Raw genomic sequence first — 17,902 nt, 5'->3', positions numbered from 1 at the left:
CGGCCGTCAGTTCACCTGGCGGCGCTCGACGACGCGCTTGAGCACCCAGCGGATCGACGAACCGTCGGCCGGCGGCCGCGCGACGTGGTATTCGTCGACTTCGAGCGTATACAGATAGCCGGGCTGGTACGCAAACCCTTCGATCCCCGCGTACCACAGGCTCCAAGGCTCGCTCGGCCTGCTGCGCACCTGCAGGCACTCCATCGGCGCGACGCCCGTGCAGCGCGCGGACTGCGGCGCGACGTAGACAGTCTTGGCCACGGGCTTGTCGTCCGCTGGGCGGGTGGCATTCGGCGCGGTGGCCGCCGCATCGGTCTGGCATCCGGCGAGGAGCGTACTGCCGGCAAGGACGGCCGCGCCAAGCAGCGTTCGGGTCTTGTGAATCATCGGATATGCCTCTGGGAGCGTTGGAGGGCCAATTAGACGAGCCACCCGGCGAGAAGGTTCACAAACACCTTACAGAACGCGTTCGAGGACCGTCATTTAGCGGATGTCGTGTGCGAGCCGATACATTACGGTGTTCCGGTTCCGCCGCGCGCTTCAACCGGCCACGCAATCGCCGTCGATGGCGGCTTCACCGTGTAGCGATCGTGTACCATCGACGCTTCCCGATACGCTTCGGCACGCTGCGTTCGTCCGCCCGGCCCCGCCCGTGCGGTTCGCGCGGCGCGTTTCCTTCGCATGATCTCATCCGTTCCGTCCGACACCGCGCTGCGCCCGCTGCCGATCGATACGCTGGCCGTACCGGCCGCGCTCGACGGACGCACGGGCACCAACCGCTCGGGCAGCGCGCATCCGCAGATCGCCGCGACCAACGACCTCGACGCCGTGCGCGCATGGCTCGCCCGCTTCGTCGATACGCCGACCACGTTCCAGAACTACCGCAAGGAAGCCGAGCGCCTGCTGCTGTGGGCCGTGATCGCGTGCGGCAAGCCGCTGTCGTCGCTCACGCACGAGGATCTCGTCGTCTACCGGCAATTCCTGCTCGCGCCCGCGCCGGCCGATCTGTGGTGCGCGAACGGCGGCCGCAAGCATCCGCGCGACGATCCGCGCTGGCGGCCGTTTTACGGGCCGCTGTCGGCAGCCAGCCAGCGGCAGGCGCTGGTGATCCTGAACGTGATGTTCTCGTGGCTCGTGCAGGCCGGTTATCTGGCCGGCAACCCGCTCGCGTTGTCGCGACAGCGGCAGCGCCGGCCCTCGCCGCGCATCACGCGCCATCTCGGGCAGCCGCTGTGGCAATCGGTGAAGGACGCGATCGCCGCGATGCCGCGCGACGATGCACGCGCGTGCTTCCATGCGGATCGCGCGCGCTGGCTGTTCACGCTGCTGTATCTCGGCGGGCTGCGCATCACCGAAGCGGCCGATACGACGATGGGCCAGTTCTTCTGCCGGCGCGATGTGAACGGGCACGAGCGCTGGTGGCTCGACGTGACGGGCAAAGGCGGCCGGCAGCGGCTCGTGCCGGCCACCGACGAGATGATGGCCGAGCTGGCGCGCTACCGGCGCGCGCACGGCCTGCCCGCGCTGCCGTTCGACGGCGAACCGACGCCGCTCGTGCTGCCGGTCGGCGGAACGCGCAAGCCGCTCACGCGCGCGGCGCTGCACCGGATCGTGAAGCAGGTGTTCCGGCACGCGGCCGACCGGCTGCGCGCGAACGGCGAAGCCGGCGAGCAGGCGGCGCGTGTGCTCGAACAGGCGTCCGCGCACTGGCTGCGTCACAGCGCGGGCTCGCACATGGCCGACGGCCGCGTCGACCTGCGGCTCGTGCGCGACAACCTCGGCCATGTATCGCTCACGACGACGAGCCAGTATCTTCACGCGGACGACGACTGGCGCCATCGCGAGACGGAGGAAAAACACCGCATCGGGTGGTAGGCGCGCCGCGCGGCGCATCGTGCACGATCAGTACACGGCCACCCAGTGCCCGGGCACCCACGCCCAGTGATTGCCGGCCCACCGGTAGTGCCCCTTCGCCCAGCGATAGCCGGGCGCGGGCGGCGGCGGCGCCGCCTCGACGACGGGCGCCGGCTGCGGCGGCCGCACCGGTTCGACCACGCAGGCGGACATCAGCACGGCACTCGCGCTCACCAACACGGCGAGCGAAACGGATCGGATCTTCATCGTCGATTCTCCCTGTTGTGTAATCGGTTAGCGGGAGCGGACGCGGCAACGCGCCGCATCACGCGGCCCCGCGAATCAGGCCGCTCATCGGCCGTGTGGCGCCGCTTTCCGCAAATAACGCAGCCGCGGTACGGCTCGGGTCGAGCCGCAGGCTTTCGGCAGCCGCGCCCGCGATCAGCGCGTCGAGCGACGCGGTCGGCTTCAGGTCGCGCCCTTCGTACAGGTCGCCCGGCCGCAGCCCCGGCCAGTCGGCGATCACGCGACCGCCTGCCACTGCGCCGCCGGCGAGCATCGCGACCGACGCCTGCCCGTGATCGGTGCCGCCCGTGCCGTTCACCGCGGCCGTGCGGCCGAACTCGGTCGCAACCAGCACCGTGGTCTGCTGCCACGCAGGCCCGAGGCCATCGCGCAGTGCGGCGAGCATCGTGTCGAGCGCCTTCAGCTGATTCGCGAGCCGCGCGTTCTGCGCGCTGTGCGTGTCCCAGCCGCCCGTCTCGATCATCGCGATCCGCGGGCCGTCGTCGCGCGCGAGAAACGTCGCGGCGAGCTTGCCGACGCCGGCCGGGTCCTGCCGTGCATGCGCATCGCCGGCGAGGCCGCGCGCCTCCATCGCCGATTGCCACAACGGGCCGAGCTGCGCGTCGGCTTCGTAGAGCGCCGACACGCGTGTGAGCAGATCGTCCGGCGCGGACGGCAAACCGGACGGCGCATACGACGACGCCTGCACCGTGCCGCGCAGCGCGAGCGGCACGGTCGGCGCGAATGCGATCGCGCTGTCGCGCGTCGCCTGCAGCAGCGCGGCGAGCCGGTTCAGCCAGCCGTCCTTCACCTGGTACGGCGCACGGCCGCCCGTTTCGAGCACGTTCTGGCCGTCGAAATGCGAGCGGTCGCGATACGGCGATGCAATCGCATGGACGAACAGCGCCTGACCGTCGCGGTACAACTGCGCAGTCTGCGCGAGCGACGGATGCAGCGCGAACGTACCGTCGAGCCGCGTCGCGGCCGCCGTGTCGATCGCGAGCGGGCCGCGCAGCGACGCATACGCGGGCTCCGCATACGGGACGACGATGTTCAGGCCGTCGGCCGCGCCGCGCTGGATCACGAACACGAAGCGCCGGTCGGTGTCGACATTCGCGAACACGATCCGCGGCGCGACGAGGATCGCGCCCGCGCCGGCGGCGGCAACGCTGAGGAATTGTCGGCGAGACAGTGCCATGATCATCTCCGTTGGAAATCGGGTGACACGAGCAGCAGTGCGAGGGACGTCGTCGCGCTTTCTGCGCGCGCGAGCGCGGCCGCGGTCGGCGCGCTCATCGAACCGGCGAGCAGCGTGTTGCCGAGCGTGCGCGGGTCGAGCCGGTCACCGGTACGCGCGGCCAGGCGCTGCGCGATCTCGACGCGGCGCACGAGCGCGTCGGGCGCGGCCCAGCTCGCGGCGACGTCGTCGTAGCCGGCCGGCGAGCCCGGCCGCCACACCGGCTGGCCGAGTTGCGCAAGCAGCGGCGCGGCCTTCAGATCGCCGGTGTCGCGCCAGCCGAGCCCCCGCAGCGACGATACGGCCCACTCCCACGGCGTCTTGAACTTGCGGTTGGTCGGCGACCACGCATCGGGCGCGTCGACGAGCGCGCGATAAACGGTCGGCAGGTCGCCGCCGCTCGCATCGAACGCCCGTGCGAGCCGTTCGATCAGCGCGGGCGGCGGATTGTCGGCGACGAAATGACGGGCGAGCTGGAACGCGATGTGCCGGCCGGTCGCCTCCGATCGCGCGAGGTCGTGCAGGATCGTGCGCGCCTGCGCTTCGCCCGGTTGATCGTAGGTACGCCCCATCACCGTGCGTGGGCCCGGTTCGTGCAGATTCGGGCGGAATATGAATGCGCCGGGCGCCGCGTCGCCCGGTTGCGGCCCGCGTCCGCCGGCGATGCTCCAGCCGGTCAGCGCGCGCGCGAATTCCGTCACGTCGGCTTGCGTGTAGCCCGTGCGCACGCCGAGCGTGTGCAGTTCCATGATTTCGCGCGCGAGGTTCTCGTTGAGCCCGCGCTTCGCCGACGGATTGCGTGTTTGCGCACGCAGCGCGGCCGGGCTGTCGGGGCCGACCGAGCGTGCCTGATCAAGGAACACCTGCATCGCGGGATGCTGCTCGACGGCGACGAGCATGTCCTCGAAACGGCCCAGCACGTGCGGACGGATCGCGTCGCGTTCGAATGCGCCCGCGTACGCGGCCACCTGCCCCTTGTCGACCGATACCGCGAAATGGTTCGCCCAGAAATGTACGAGACGCTCGACGAACGGCGCGGGCGTGCTCAGCGCGCTGTTCATGCGCGCGGCGACGGCGCTGCGATACGCGTCGTAGCCGTCGCGGCGAATCGACTGCGCGGTTGCGCGCTTTGCGGCCGCGTCGTCGCTCGTCATCGCGTTGCGTGTGTTCGCGAAGCGCGTGGCGAGCGTGACCGCGTCCGGCTCGCCGGCCCATGCGGCGGGCCGTACGTCGTAGCGGTCGAACTGGGCGAGCAAGGCGGCCTTCGGGTCGGCGGGCGGTGCTTCGTCGGCCCGCGCGCCGAGACCGAAGCGGTTCAGCGCGATCGCGGCCGGCGTGGAGTCGTTCGGGTGGTCCATGACGGGCTCTCTTGCAGTGCGTACCCACGTTCAACGTGGAAGCACAGCAAAATCCGTCGCGGGATGGCGAATATTTTTTGTTCGTCGCGGATTTCCGGGGAAGGCGCTTGCCGACCCTTCTCGGCCGCTCGACGCTACCCAGTCCTAGGTCGGCTCTCGACCCGCAAGGGACGGTCGCCCACACGCAAAGCGGCCATTCGGATACGCTCCGCCGGGCGCTTTGTTAGCGAAATGCCTGCCGGATTCCCAGCGCAATCATGAGCCCCCCACACGTTAGGTCGATCCTTGCCTTCGCGCGACGATACGTCGTCGCAATCGCCGCGTGCGATAGAACGAGCGCGACTGCTCCGTACCAGCACGTCGCTGATGCACCGACGGTAGCAAGCATTGCGAAGAACGTCGGCGTTGAAACGTGGGTGGGCACCGCTGAGGAAAACACCGCCGCATAAAAGGCGATGGACTTCGGGTTCGCGATATTTGTCGCGATACCTTGCAGGAAGGCGGCACGAAACAGAGGCGCGTTCGTTTGGCGAGGTGCTCCTGAGGGGGTTGCTCGTGCCGACACAACGAGCCGCAGCCCGAACCAGATCAGATAGGCCGCGCCAGCAAGCCGGATGCCGACAGCGAGCCACGGGAAAATAGCGAACACCATTCCGATACCAAGGATGGCGCAAGTCGCCCAGAACAGATTCACCGTCACGATGCCGGCGACAAGCGCGAGCGCATCGGAGCGTGTGCCGGCTACCGCCTTGTGAGTGATTGCGACAAAGTTCGGCCCGGGTATGACGACACCTGCCGCATAGACAGAAAAGACTGTCGCAATAGCAGACCAATCAACCATTTTTAGCCTCAGTGAATTGTCGTTGTACAAAACGTGGAGTTGCCTCATCTGCCAGTATTCTGAAGCAATTCACGACTGACCGCTGTTGGCCGACTACGACCTGTCCGCAAGTAATCCCTCCGGAAATCCGCGAAGATCCAATATTTTTCCGTACGTCGTCGACGCGCAACGGCCTCGCGATCAGTCCGACGCACGCATTGCGCGTGACCGAAGGCAAGTGCTGGCGACACGCGTTCCGCGTGTCACCCTGCCCGACGCTTACTCGCTCGCCGATGCATCCGGCTTCTTCTGCAGCTTCGGCGGCAAACGCCAGTTGCCGCTGTGCTGCAATCCGTCGACGAACTTCGCGCGCTCGTCGGGCGTCAGCGTCGCCGCGAAATCGACAACACTGCGCTCGACCTGCGCCCGCATCGCGGTGTCGGCCGCGCGCGTGCGGTCGAGCGCCGCATCGATCGCCGCGCGATCGAGTTGCGGCGCGGCAAGCAGGTCGAGCACGGTAATCCGCCCGTCGCGCCCTTCCCGCGCGAAATCGCGGCCGCTCTTGCGCGCCGCCTTCAGCGCGGCGGCGAACTCGCGCTGGCGCGCATCGGGCAATTCGTCCGCCGCGAAACGCAACGCCGTGCGCGACGTGGGCGTGCCGGCCGCGTGCAGGTCGCCATGCGTCGAGAACCACTGATACGCGCCGCCGCCGATCGCGCCGAGCATAAACACGTTCAGCACGACCGAGCCGACGAGGGTGAATTTCCATCCGCGCTCGGTCATTCGTCCCCCCCGTCCACGCTCGGACCGCCGAACGTCGTCGTCAGATAACCCGGCTCGTGCTGTGCCGACGGTGCACTGCCGAGCATCAGCATCGACACGGCCACCGCCCCCGCGAGCGCACCGGCCAGGCCGACGCCGGCGAACGCCGCGCCCGACCACCATACGGCGCCGCGCCGGCGTGCGCGCTGCGGCGCGGGCGCCGTCGCGACGATGCGCTCGACGAGCGCCGGCGCGGGCGGCGCGACCGTGTCGTACGCCAGCCACGCATCGAGGTCGGCCGCATCGTCGAGCGCCAGCAGCGCTTCGCGCGGGTTCGCATGCGCCCACGCTTCGGCGGCCGCGCGCTCGCCGGCCGGCCAGCGCCGCGCGTCCGAGCCGTACGCGGCGACGATGGTACGAAATCGTTCGGGTGTCATCGCTTGTCCTCGCTAGGTGGGTCGCCGGCCAGTTGCGCACGCAGGTTGCGCCGCGCACGGGCGAGCAGGCTTTCCAGCGCATCGACGGTGATGCCCATCAGGTTGGCCGCTTCCACATTCGACATTTCCTGATAGTACTGGAGCACCAGCGCTTCCCGCTGCCTCGGCGGCAACGCGGCCAGCGCCTGCCGCACGCGCGCGTCGCGCGAACGCAGTTCCGCATGCGCGGCCGGTTCCGGTTGCGTGTCGGGCACGTCGGGCAGCGTATCGACAGGCTCCTCGCGCCGGCCTCGCAACCGGTCGTAGCACAGGTTCAGCACGACGCGATGCAGCCACGTGTCGAAACGAGCTTCGCCTTCTCGCCAGCGCGGCGCCTGCTTCCAGATTCGCAAGAACGTCTCCTGCGCGACATCCTCGGCTTCGTTCCGGTCGCCGAGCATGCGCGTCGCCAAGGCGAGCAGCCGCGGCAGCTTGCGCGCGACGAGCACGCGTACCGCCGACGCATCGCGCGCGCCGACGCGCGCGACGAGTTCCGCGTCCGGATCGCGGTCGCCGCGATCGTTCAACGCCGCCTGCCCCGTCGCGTGGCGCGTGGGCGCCGCACTGTCACGGCATGGGTATCCGCCGCCCGGCTGAAGCTCATCGTCGTGCTCTCCTTGCATGCGTCGGGCCATCGCCGGACGGCGCCATGCCGACGGTTCGTCAATGCCACGCGCGTGGCGCCCGGCATCGCACACGGCGTCGGCCGTGTCGGTTTCATCGACATCCGGTTCGCGCCGCATGTCGATCCTGTCGGCCGGCCGCGCGACCGTCGGCCGGCGCGCTCAATATACGACGACCGGCGCGGGCCGGTAATACACCGGACGGGCCGGCACCACGACGCAGCCGGCCAGCACGATGGCTGCGGCCGCCAGTATCACGATGATTCGAAAAGGCATCGCCACGACTCATGATGTTGCGTGAAAAATCCGCTGCGCCGGTACCGCGTGCCGCGCGGCGGCGTGCACGTCAGGCCCAGTGGCCCGGCACCCAACGCCAGGCCGGGCCGCGCGCGGCCCAGTGTCCGGGCACCCAGTGGTAACCGACGCGCACGACCTGCCAGTGGCCCGGAATCCATACGTAGCGGCCCTGCCGCCAGTGCCAGTGCCCTTGATCCCACACGTAACCCGCGCGGGGCGCCGGCATCACTTCGACGCGCGGCGGCGGCGGCGCGTAAGGCGCGACGATGACGGCCTGCGCGAATACGACCGACGTCGCGAGTGCCGCCACGCACCCGGCGGCCAATCGCAATGGAACAGAAAGTTTCATGAAAGACTCCGAAATAACGGGCATCGACCGGAAGCGATCGTTCATGCGTTAAACGGAGCCGGCAGACGTAATCCGTCGCGGCGCCGGCAAATAAATTTTCGGTGGCCCCTCCCTGCTTCGGAGCAGGCCGCAGGCGCGCGACGCGCGATCGTACGTATCGGCCGCCGCACCCACGAGGTTGCGGTACTGTCACAACGCGGCAAAACTGCCCTTCGACAATGCATGCGACCGGGATCCCGCTCGTTTCCGGCCCACGCCCCGGCCGTGCTCGCGCATGGCCGCGCGGTTCCGCATCTCGCGCCCCATCAACGAAAATACCGATCATGTCGAACCAGGACACTCTCCCTGACCAGCCGAACGAGCCGGCCGCCTCCGTGTCGCGTCGCGGCTTCCTGAAACTCGCCGGCGTCTCCGGCCTCGCGACCGCCGCCGGCGGGCTCGCGGCAGCCCGCGCCGGCGCGTCGAATCCGGACGGCACACCCGAGCAGGTTCACCTGACGTGGGGCAACGACCCGACGTCCGAAGTCGTGATCTCCTGGGCGTCGCTCGCCCCGGCCGTCAATCCGCGCGCGCGCATCGTCGCCGACGGCGAGCCGGCGCGCACCGTGCACGGCGTCCAGCGCCTGTACACCGACGGCCTGAACGGCGAGACCGTGTTCGCCTACCACGCGCGCGTGCACGGCCTGAAGCCGGATACGCACTACCGCTACGAGATCACCGCCGACAACGACAGCAATGCCGCGCAGCCGTTCTCCGCGAATTTTTCGACCGCGCCGCGCGGCCGGGCGCCGTTCCGTTTCACGAGCTACGGGGATCTCGCGACGCCGAACGGCGCATGGGTGCTGTCGTCGCCGCAAAGCCGCTTCGCGGTGCAGGCCGTCGAGCAGTTCCAGCCGCTGTTCCACCTGCTGAACGGCGACCTCTGCTACGCGAACCTGAACCCCGCGCACCAGCCCGACGTGTGGCGCGATTTCGGCAACAACAACCAGACGTCGGCCGCGAATCGCCCGTGGATGCCGTGCCCCGGCAATCACGAGATCGAATTCAACAACGGTCCGCAAGGGCTCGACTCGTACCTCGCACGCTATACGCTGCCGGAGAACGGCACGCATTTCCCCGGCCGCTGGTACAGCTTCCGCGTGAGCTCCGTGCTGTTCGTGTCGCTCGACGCGGACGACGTCGTGTACCAGGACGCCGCCGCGTTCGTCGGCGGCCCTGCGCCGCTCGTGCCGGCCGCGAGCACCGGCCGCCCGCCGATCGAGCCCGGCACGTCGTTCTACGTGCGCGGCTACAGCAACGGCGAGCAGACGCGCTGGCTCGAACGCACGCTGCGTCACGCCGCGCATGACGACGACATCGACTGGATCGTCGTGCAGATGCACCAGGACGCGCTCAGTTCGTCGAAGACGGGCAACGGGTCGGACAAGGGCATTCGCGAAGCGTGGTTGCCGCTGTTCGATCGTTACGGCGTCGATCTCGTGCTGTGCGGCCACGATCACGACTACGAGCGCAGCTATCCGGTGCGCGGCTGCAATCACCGCGCAGGCGTCGATGCGAAGACCGGCGAAGTGGTCGAAACGCTGCAGCCGCGCCCGGTCGGCTCGAACGATCCGAATCGTACGACGTTCGACACGAGCCGCGGCACGATCCACCTGATCCTCGGCGGCGGCGGCACCAGCGCGCCCCTCGACGTGTACGGCGAAAACCCGTCGACCGGCTTTGCGCAGGCGAAGGTGTTCACGAAGCCGAACCGGCCGGTGCCCGGCACCGCGCCGAACACGTTCGTGCGCGAGCCGGCCGATGCGCTCGAGGATGCGGTCTGGTCCGCGCGCCGCGACACGGGCACCGGCTACGGGATCGCCGTGTTCGACCACGATCCGGGCAAGCCGGGCGGCCACACGACGATCACGATGCGCTACTACCATGCGCCGGGCGCCGATCAGCACCCGACGGCGCAGTACGAGTTGTTCGAGACGATCGAGCTGAGCAAGAAGCGGCACGAGCGGTGATCGACGCATCAGGCGCCCGCCACGGCAGGCGCCTGATGCGTTACCGTCGACGGACGGGAGGCGCGGCGCGCGTTAGACTGCCCGCCTCGCACACCGGTCCATGCTGATGAGTTTCGAATACCGCATTCACACGCCCCCTTCGGCCGACGCATTCGACGCCATCGCCAATGTGCTGCGGCAAGCGCATGGCGACATCGACGTCGATCCACACGAACGGCGGCTTGCAATTCGCGATGCGGCCGGCGGCTGGCCGCTGATCGACCTGTCGATCGAAGAAGCCGGTTTCTCCCTTGTCGCCACGCTCGGCCCGACGCGCAATGCGATTGCTCGACGCGATCGGACATGCGCTGTCGGGAATCGGCGCCCCTTGGCGTATCGACGACGCGTGACCGGCTCGCGCGACTGAATCGATCGTACACGCCGATCCGGCTGCATCGCCGCAACGGCCGCGCCGCCGTAAAATGCGCGTTTCCGGCGAAATCTTCTCGTTGTATCGCCGCTCGTGATGACCGCACGCGCAGCCGGAATCGAATCATCCGAAATCGAATGGGCATGTTGAAACAGGCAGCAAGCATGAAACGCAAGAACAAGGCAACGCTCATCGGGCTCGGCGCGGTGCTGTTATGGGCTTCGGTGGTCGCACTCGTTCGCGGGGTCAGCGAAAGCCTCGGCGCCACCGGCGGTGCGGCGATGATCTATACCGTGGCGTCCGTGCTTCTGCTGTTTTCGATCGGCTTCCCCGACCTGAGCCGGTTCCCGAAAAACTATCTGCTGTGGGGCGGGCTGCTGTTCGTGTCGTACGAGCTGTGCCTGTCGTTGTCGATCGGCTATGCGAGCAACGGTCGGCAAGCGATCGAAGTCGCGATGGTCAACTATCTGTGGCCGAGCCTGACGCTCGTCGCCGCCATCGTGTTCAACAAGCAGCGCGCGAACCTGCTGGTCGTGCCCGGCGTCCTGCTGTCGATGCTCGGCATCTGCTGGGTGCTCGGCGGCGACCAGGGGCTCGATCCGGCCGGCATGCTGCGCAACGTCGCCGACAATCCGCTCAGCTACGGGCTGGCCTTCGTCGGCGCGCTGATCTGGGCCGGCTATTGCACGTTGACCGCGCGCATCGCCGACGGCAAGAACGGCGTCACGCCGTTCTTCATGCTGGTCGCCGCGGTGCTCTGGATCAAATTCGCGATCGAAGGCGGCGGCGGCATGACGTTCAGTTTTCATGCGGTCGTGTACCTCGTGCTGGCGGCGTCGGCGCTCGGGTTCGGCTATGCGGCCTGGAACACCGGCATCATGCACGGCAACGTGACGATCATCGTCGGCGCATCGTACTTCACGCCGGTGCTCGCCGCCGCCTTCGCCGCCACGCTGCTGCACGCGCCGCTGTCGGCCGAATTCTGGCAAGGTGCGTCGATGGTGTGCGGCGGCTCGATCCTGTGCTGGCTCGCGACGCGCAGCCGGCGTGGCGAAGCGGAGCCCGTGCGGACCGCCAAGGAGGCCGAGGGCAATTGCCACGGGTGACGATGGCCGGTGCCGTCGACGGAAGGCCGGATCGCGGCCGGCCATGCGCCGCAGCGTCGGCCGCCGCGCACTAATGTTGCGATTCCAGCGCGATCCGCATGGCCAGCCCGGCCAGCACCGTCCCCATCAGCCAGCGCTGAACCGTCGCCCAGAGCGGTCGCCCCGCGAGAAAACCCGCGATCGAACCGGCCGCGCAGGCAATCAGCGCGTTGACGCTGACGCTCACCACGATCTGCACGCAGCCGAGCGCCAGCGATTGCGCGAGCACGCTGCCGTGCCCCGGCACGATGAACTGCGGCAGCAACGACAGATACATCACCGCGATCTTCGGGTTCGCGAGGTTCGTGACGAAGCCCATCGCGAACAGCCTGACGCGGCTGTCGTGCGGCAACTGCCGGACCTGGAACGCGGAGCGCCCGCCCGGCTTCAGCGCCTGCCACGCCAGGTACGCCAGATAGAGCGCGCCGGCAAAACGCAGCGCATCGTACGCATACGGCACGGTCATCAGCAGCGCGGTGATGCCTACCGCCGCGCACACCATGTAGAACACGAATCCGAGTGCGACACCGCCGAGCGACACCAGCCCGGCGCGACGGCCCTGGCAGATCGAGCGCGAAACCAGATAGATCATGTTCGGTCCGGGCGTCAGCACCATGCCGAGCGACACGAGTCCGAACGCAAACAGGGTGGGCAGGGCCGGCACGGCACACTCCTTCAGGGTAACGACGACGAGGTCCGAACAATGTATTGCATCTGGGCCATCGTCGGCATGAATAAACTGCAAGCGGCCCATGAGCGCCGTTCATCGTGCCAGCCGGTCGCTACCTGCTCTTTTTCGCGCGCGTCCGGATCGCCTTTTCGGCCTTCGCACGCTGCGCGTCGACGAGCCGCACGAACTCCTCGGTAACCGCGTTGCCGGCGGTATTCCATGCCAGTCGCACGGAGCGATGCAGTCGCGGCGACAGTGCGAGCACGCGGCCGCCGAACGGCGTGTACGTGAGCGTGATGCGCGGCACGATCGATACGCCCATGCCCGCCTCCGCCATCGACAGGATCGTGCGCATCTCGACCACGTTGAACGCGGCCCGAAGCGGCGCGCCGCCGCGCGCGAAGTAATCCGCGATCACCGGCCCGCATCCCGCCTTCGAGAAGATGAACGGCGCCGCGGCCAACTGCTTGGCCGACACGCTCTTGCGGCCGGCGAACATGTCGTCGGCCGCCACCGCGACGAAATCCTCGTCGAGCAGCGGCAGATTGTGTGCAAACGTCTTGGTGCCGGCCACCACGCCGACATCGGCCGTCCCGTCGTCGATCCAACCTTCGACTTCGTTGTCCGTGCCTTCGAGCAGCACCGCGGATACGCCGGGGTGCATCTCGTTCAACGCCTCGAGCGCGGGAACGACAAACGCCAGCGACACGCTCGGCAGCGACGCAACCACCAGCTTCCCTTCGAGCTTGCCGCGCGACAGGCTGAACTGCTGGCGCAGCATCTGCGCTTCCCGCACCACGCTCTGGACATACGGCCATAGGCGTTCGCCGGCCGCCGTCAGAACGACCGGTTGCCGGTCGCGCCAGAGCAGCTTGACCTGCGTGATGTCCTCCAGCTCCGTCAGCGCATGGCTGATCGCGGATTGACTGCGGCTGAGCCGGTCCGCCGCGGCCGTCAGCGAGCCGAGTTCGACCACGGCAGCCAGGGCCTGCAACTGGGCAAGCGTCATCGGGTTTCCTTGTTCGGTGGCATGCATGCTGCGCATGAAGCGCACGATTCACTTGAATTATATTGAACCGATGCGACGGGCACGCAGCCGACATGCGTACCTCGTCACGCACGCACCGAATGTTCCGCGCAACGCTCGGGCACGATGCACGATCGAACCGCCGGCATGCTGCATGCGACCGATCGCGCATGCGTTCTGAAAGCTGCAACGCGTAGTATTCGCAGACCGGCATATCGTGTCGACCGACAGCACGGACGATACGGAACCTGCTTTGCCGCCACTACGCCGATTGTCGATGTCGGCGTTGCCATGCTTTCAGAGGCACGAAATGGAAACCTATGTGTTGCTGGGCTGCGGATTGGGCCTTGGCCTGTTGATCGCGATCTGGGGTATCTGGTCGCTCCGATGACGCGCGCCGGCTCCGTCCGCGCGCAAGGAATCCGTATGGAGAAGGACGGGAAACCGTAGTGGCAGCGAAGCGTTCCGGCTCACTTGATTCGCAGTCCGATTCAGTCTGCCGTCGCCCGCGCCCCGAACCGCCGGCCGCCTCTGCCGCCCTCGCGCAATACGTCCGACGCCACGTCCTGCTCCATTTCCGAAGACGCGTTAGACTATTTGGATGGAACAATGCCGTTATTGTCAGAGAATCCGCGATGAATGGGATTGCCATGGCGACGAATGCCGCCGGGCAATCGCCAAGGCGCTGCGCCGGCAGCGCGCGGGCCTGCCGATGGTCCCCGATCGCATCCGCAACGAGCTGCCGTCCGGCGCGCCGACCCAGCAGGTGATCGCCGTCCTGTCGCGCCAGCGCCTGCGCGCGCGCCGCGGCAACGAGGAACGCCGCGAGCGCAAGGAAATCGACGACGACGGGGTCGGATCCGGCAACTCCTAGCCCCGATTCCGCCGCGAACGAGATGTTCGCCGGTCCTCCCCGGCCGGGCATCTGCCCGTGCGCGACATCCCGCCCCCTCACTCTCCCGCCATTGCCTGCCATCCCCGCAATACAACATGGGGACAGTACGCGCTCGCATCGAAATTATTACCTTCAGCGCAACGATCTTTCACTAAAACCCACGTTTACCCTAGGCGAACCGACACCTACGATGTAATCAACCGCTGACGACAAGGTGTCGAACGCGGAAAGCCAATAAACATCGGAGGTCATCATGAAATCGCTCGTTTCCGCAGTCGCCGCCGCCGTCGCACTGTCCGCCTCGTTCAGCGCATTCGCGCAAAGCACCGTGACCCGCGCCCAGGTGCGCAACGAACTGGTCCAGCTCGAGAACGCCGGCTACAAGCCCGGCCAGTCGAGCCCGTACTACCCGGCCGACATCCAGGCCGCGCAAGCCCGCGTGCACGGCATCGACAACAGTGGCTTCGGTTCGCAACCGGCCGCGGCCGTCGAGGGCGGCGCACCCGCCGTCCGCGCACACAACCCGCGCGACTCGGTCTACTTCGGCCACTAAGCGTGCCGCTGCGCGCTCCGCGCGTGCAGCCCGCACCGACAACGAGCCCGTCCCGCGACGGGCTCGTTGCGTTCCGGCGCCGTCAGCGGTTGCCGCCCGACGCGACGCGGCCCGTCTCGTCAGGCCCGCCGCCGCGGACCAGATCCTGATAGCGCACGCACACGCATTGCGCGGACGCCTTCGCCGCGTACATCGCCGCGTCGGCCTTGACGAGCAACTCCTCGGCCGACGCGCCATCCGCCGGAAACTCGCTGACGCCGATGCTCGCGCCGACGGCCATGCGCCCTTCGTCGAATTCCAGTTCCTCGGCCATCACGATCTGGATGCGCGTCGCGACATCGCCGATCACCGCCGGTGAACGCACGTCCGAAATCAGCACGACGAATTCGTCGCCGCCGAGCCGTGCCACCATGTCGCCGTTGCGCAGCACCTGGCTCAACCGCTTCGCGACCGTGACGAGCGTGCGGTCGCCGGCCGAGTGCCCGTGCTGGTCGTTGATCTGCTTGAAGCGGTCGAGATCGACGAACATCACCGCCAGCCCCTCGCGCACCGCAGCCGCATGCCGGATCGCGGCATCGAGATGCTCCATGAACAGCAGGCGGTTCGGCAGGCCGGTCAGCGGGTCGTGACCGGCGAGGTGCGTCAGCTCCAGCTGTTTCGCGCGCAACATCGCCATCTGCGTGCGGATTTCGACGCGCATGCTGTCGAAACAGCGCGCGAGCACGCCGATCTCGTCGGCCCGCGCAACGGGCAGCCGTTCGGCGGCCTGATCGTCGAACACATGCGTCGCGGCGCGCGCGAGCGTCTGCAGCGGCCGCGTGATCGCACGCGCGAACAGGATCGCGAGGATCACCGCCAGCACGCTCGATACGAGCACCATCCTGACGATCCGTTCGCCCAGCATGCCGGCCGGCACGAGCACGTCCGCCAGCGGGCGGGCCATCCCGAGCACGACGAAGCGGTTGCCCTCGTCGTGCCCGAACGGCGTGCGCACGAACGCGAACATCTGGCCCGGCGCCTCGTCGGGCTGCGCGAGGCCATTGAGCGTCACGTTCGTGCGCCCGCTGTCGAACAGCGCACGCGTGACGGCAAAGCGATCCTGCATCAGCACGCGCCGGCCGCGATCGAAGCCGAACGTCTGCTGCGGATCGGGATGCACGAGAAAATCGCCCCACTCGTTCGCGAGATAGACCGCATAGTCGTCCGGCAGATCGCGTTCGAGCCGGTCGAACACCCGAGAGAGCTCGACGTCGACGACGAGTGCGCCGACCGTCTCGCCCGATGCGTCGACCACCGGCGTCCCCACGCGCAGGATCGGCAGCCCTTCCGCCGCATGCGATACCGTCTCGTGATCGATCGCGATCGGCGACAGGTAGATATGGCCGGGCGCCGTCGCGAGCGTATCGAATACGTAGGAGAACTGCCCTTTCTCCTGAAACACGCTTTCGGGAAGCACGACGATGCCGCGCGCATCGCGGTCGAGGCGAATGCGTTCAATCCCGAAATGCCCGCTCGCGATCAGGCGGATCTGCAGATATTCGGCATGATTTCTCATGAAGCTGTAATACACCTGCTCGAGCCGCATGCGTCGCGCGTTGTCCGGATGGTCGCCGCCCGCGACGAACGCGGACGACGGCAACTGAGCGAGCACGAGCACATCGTCGGCAACATCGGCGAGCGCGGTCGTGAAGCGCTGCCCGAGCAGTTGCGTCGACATCAGCAGACTGTGCTCCGCTTCCTGCACGAGCATCGCGCGGTTGGCGCGATACGCGTAGTAGCCGGTCGTGCCGGACGCGATCACGCCGATGCACGCGAACAGCACCGACAGCTTCGACGTGAGCCCGAGCCGGATCATTTTTCGAATCGCTCCGGCCGATCGCCCGACACGATACGGCTCCACAGCGACTCGCGGCGCGCGATGTCCTCCACGGGCTGAATCCACACGAGATGCTGGTGCCCGGTATCCAGGCCGCGCGGCGGTTCGAGCGTGTTCGCGAGCCCCTGACGCTCGGTGAGCAGCGCGCCGATCGCCGGTTCGAGCATGTAGTCGATCCACGCGAATGCAAGCTCGGGACGGAGCGCGCCGCGCGTGACGGCCCAGCAATCGAGCCACGCGAGCGCGCCTTCGTCCGGGATCACGTAGCCGACGTCCGCGCCGGCGCGACGCAACTGCTCGACCTGCTGCGTGCCGTAGTTGCCGAACATCAGCGCCGCGCGATGCTGGACGAACAGCGCGGTCGCTTCTTCAGGCAGCGTGTAGTACGTCAGCAGGTTGCGGCGCAGGTCGATCAGCTTGCGGGCCACCGCAAGCGTCTGCGCGGGCGACAGGTGGAACGGATCGGGATAGCCGAGCGCCAGCGCCGTGAACGAGAAATTGTGCTGCGCGCTGTTGAAGTCGAGCACCTTGCCGCGATAGCGCGGATTCCACAGCTCGCGCATCGAGTGCGGCGCGGCCGGCACCTGCTTGCGGTCGTAGATCAACCCCATCGACGAATACGTGAACGGGATCGCGTAGGATGCGCCGCCCTGCACGAGACCGCCGATCGTCGCGAGCTGCTGGAAATTCGGTAATTGCCGCCGCCGGTTCGGGATGCGCGACAGGTCGATCGGCGCGAGCAGGTGTTCATGCGCATAGCGCTGGATCTCGGCCGTGTTCGCGGCCAGCACGTCGTACGGCGGCGGCGAAGCGCTGTGCATCCGCGTCCACAACGCTTCGTCGGAATCGACGAGCGTCACCTCGACGTGTACATGAAACTGCGCCTCGAATGCGCTGACGACATCGCTGTCCGCGTAACCGGGCCAGGCCAGCACGCGCAGCACGTTGTCGTTGATGGTTTCGGGAGAGACGGCGAAGGCCGGCAGAGCGCGCGCAAGCAAGCCCAACGTCAATACGACGAGCAGCATGCGCACGGCGCCGCGGGCGCGTGTGCGTACGCCGATTCCCCTGATCAATCGCACCCCGCGTGAATCGCCCGGCTGCATTCGACTGTCCTTTTTCGAGTCGATGCGATATCCCGCAACGAGACCATAAAACGCATGGTCACGCAATCGGAACAAGCCGCACATCGCGCATATTCACTGGCCTCACGGCTGAATGCGACCCAATTACAGGGGTCCCACGTCGGGCCGCGAA

19 protein-coding genes are annotated in these 17,902 nt (G+C 67.8%); 6 read left to right on the top strand and 13 right to left on the bottom strand.

The window, feature by feature from the left end; translation table 11 throughout:
* Positions 1–6: 6 nt before the first annotated feature.
* Positions 7–387 (bottom strand): DUF4377 domain-containing protein, encoded by a 381-nt coding sequence (locus C4B30_RS03480; protein WP_105131734.1) that lies wholly within the window; start codon positions 385–387, stop codon positions 7–9.
* A gap of 294 nt (positions 388–681) precedes the next feature.
* Here C4B30_RS03480 and C4B30_RS03475 point away from each other — a divergent pair, with 294 nt between their 5' ends.
* The gene (locus C4B30_RS03475) at positions 682–1,875 is read left to right on the top strand and encodes a tyrosine-type recombinase/integrase (RefSeq protein ID WP_105131733.1); all 1,194 of its coding nucleotides are present in this window, start codon (positions 682–684) and stop codon (positions 1,873–1,875) included.
* A gap of 27 nt (positions 1,876–1,902) precedes the next feature.
* On the opposite strand, the gene C4B30_RS03470 is transcribed toward C4B30_RS03475, so the two are convergent.
* From C4B30_RS03470 to C4B30_RS03435, 8 genes are all read right to left on the bottom strand, one after another.
* Entirely contained in the window at positions 1,903–2,121 is a 219-nt protein-coding gene (locus tag C4B30_RS03470) for a YXWGXW repeat-containing protein (RefSeq protein WP_105131732.1), read from the bottom strand.
* Positions 2,122–2,179: 58 nt separating this feature from the next.
* Positions 2,180–3,337 (bottom strand): DUF1501 domain-containing protein, encoded by a 1,158-nt coding sequence (locus C4B30_RS03465; protein WP_105131731.1) that lies wholly within the window; start codon positions 3,335–3,337, stop codon positions 2,180–2,182.
* Between the two features lie 2 nt (positions 3,338–3,339).
* Positions 3,340–4,734, bottom strand: coding sequence for a DUF1800 domain-containing protein (locus C4B30_RS03460; protein ID WP_105131730.1), 1,395 nt, complete (start codon positions 4,732–4,734; stop codon positions 3,340–3,342).
* A gap of 223 nt (positions 4,735–4,957) precedes the next feature.
* Entirely contained in the window at positions 4,958–5,575 is a 618-nt protein-coding gene (locus C4B30_RS03455) for a LysE family translocator (RefSeq protein ID WP_089502367.1), read from the bottom strand.
* 258 nt (positions 5,576–5,833) lie between these two features.
* Complete coding sequence (locus C4B30_RS03450; RefSeq protein WP_105131729.1) at positions 5,834–6,337, bottom strand: periplasmic heavy metal sensor; 504 nt, start codon at positions 6,335–6,337, stop codon at positions 5,834–5,836.
* The gene (locus tag C4B30_RS03445; protein WP_089501829.1) at positions 6,334–6,753 is read right to left on the bottom strand and encodes a hypothetical protein; all 420 of its coding nucleotides are present in this window, start codon (positions 6,751–6,753) and stop codon (positions 6,334–6,336) included. Before C4B30_RS03445 ends, C4B30_RS03450 begins: the two co-directional genes overlap by 4 nt.
* The gene (locus C4B30_RS03440; protein WP_105131728.1) at positions 6,750–7,535 is read right to left on the bottom strand and encodes an RNA polymerase sigma factor; all 786 of its coding nucleotides are present in this window, start codon (positions 7,533–7,535) and stop codon (positions 6,750–6,752) included. The genes C4B30_RS03445 and C4B30_RS03440 overlap by 4 nt, the downstream gene beginning before the upstream one ends.
* Before the next feature lie 226 nt (positions 7,536–7,761).
* A complete protein-coding gene (locus tag C4B30_RS03435) occupies positions 7,762–8,061 on the bottom strand; it encodes a YXWGXW repeat-containing protein (RefSeq protein ID WP_105131791.1) in 300 nt (99 codons plus the stop codon).
* Between the two features lie 323 nt (positions 8,062–8,384).
* Between C4B30_RS03435 and C4B30_RS03425 the strand changes: the two genes are divergently transcribed.
* From C4B30_RS03425 to yddG, 3 genes are all read left to right on the top strand, one after another.
* On the top strand, positions 8,385–10,070 hold the full coding sequence (locus tag C4B30_RS03425) for a purple acid phosphatase family protein (RefSeq protein ID WP_105131727.1): 1,686 nt from the start codon (positions 8,385–8,387) through the stop codon (positions 10,068–10,070).
* Positions 10,071–10,170: 100 nt separating this feature from the next.
* The gene (locus tag C4B30_RS03420; protein WP_234015376.1) at positions 10,171–10,476 is read left to right on the top strand and encodes a hypothetical protein; all 306 of its coding nucleotides are present in this window, start codon (positions 10,171–10,173) and stop codon (positions 10,474–10,476) included.
* Between the two features lie 167 nt (positions 10,477–10,643).
* The gene (gene yddG / locus C4B30_RS03415; RefSeq protein ID WP_158683367.1) at positions 10,644–11,585 is read left to right on the top strand and encodes an aromatic amino acid DMT transporter YddG; all 942 of its coding nucleotides are present in this window, start codon (positions 10,644–10,646) and stop codon (positions 11,583–11,585) included.
* Between the two features lie 70 nt (positions 11,586–11,655).
* On the opposite strand, the gene C4B30_RS03410 is transcribed toward yddG, so the two are convergent.
* Together C4B30_RS03410 and C4B30_RS03405 are read right to left on the bottom strand one after the other, a co-directional pair.
* The gene (locus C4B30_RS03410; protein WP_105131726.1) at positions 11,656–12,288 is read right to left on the bottom strand and encodes a LysE family translocator; all 633 of its coding nucleotides are present in this window, start codon (positions 12,286–12,288) and stop codon (positions 11,656–11,658) included.
* Positions 12,289–12,406: 118 nt separating this feature from the next.
* Positions 12,407–13,303: a LysR family transcriptional regulator gene (locus C4B30_RS03405; protein WP_105131789.1), complete on the bottom strand. Its 897-nt coding sequence runs from the start codon at positions 13,301–13,303 to the stop codon at positions 12,407–12,409.
* Between the two features lie 619 nt (positions 13,304–13,922).
* Between C4B30_RS03405 and C4B30_RS03400 the strand changes: the two genes are divergently transcribed.
* Both C4B30_RS03400 and C4B30_RS03395 read left to right on the top strand, forming a co-directional pair.
* Positions 13,923–14,195 (top strand): hypothetical protein, encoded by a 273-nt coding sequence (locus C4B30_RS03400; protein ID WP_027780775.1) that lies wholly within the window; start codon positions 13,923–13,925, stop codon positions 14,193–14,195.
* 274 nt (positions 14,196–14,469) lie between these two features.
* On the top strand, positions 14,470–14,769 hold the full coding sequence (locus C4B30_RS03395; RefSeq protein ID WP_105131725.1) for a DUF4148 domain-containing protein: 300 nt from the start codon (positions 14,470–14,472) through the stop codon (positions 14,767–14,769).
* Positions 14,770–14,851: 82 nt separating this feature from the next.
* Here the strand turns inward: C4B30_RS03395 and C4B30_RS03390 are convergent, their stop codons facing one another.
* The gene (locus C4B30_RS03390) at positions 14,852–16,624 is read right to left on the bottom strand and encodes a GGDEF domain-containing protein (RefSeq protein ID WP_105131724.1); all 1,773 of its coding nucleotides are present in this window, start codon (positions 16,622–16,624) and stop codon (positions 14,852–14,854) included.
* Positions 16,621–17,751 (bottom strand): extracellular solute-binding protein, encoded by a 1,131-nt coding sequence (locus C4B30_RS03385; protein WP_027780778.1) that lies wholly within the window; start codon positions 17,749–17,751, stop codon positions 16,621–16,623. Before C4B30_RS03385 ends, C4B30_RS03390 begins: the two co-directional genes overlap by 4 nt.
* Positions 17,752–17,902 lie beyond the last annotated feature (151 nt).

Origin of the sequence: Burkholderia sp. BE12, from assembly GCF_002959955.1 — a bacterium.
GTDB lineage: Bacteria > Pseudomonadota > Gammaproteobacteria > Burkholderiales > Burkholderiaceae > Burkholderia.
The sequence above is the reverse complement of the archived record's forward strand: the minus strand, read 5'-3'. Positions and strand labels throughout refer to the sequence as shown.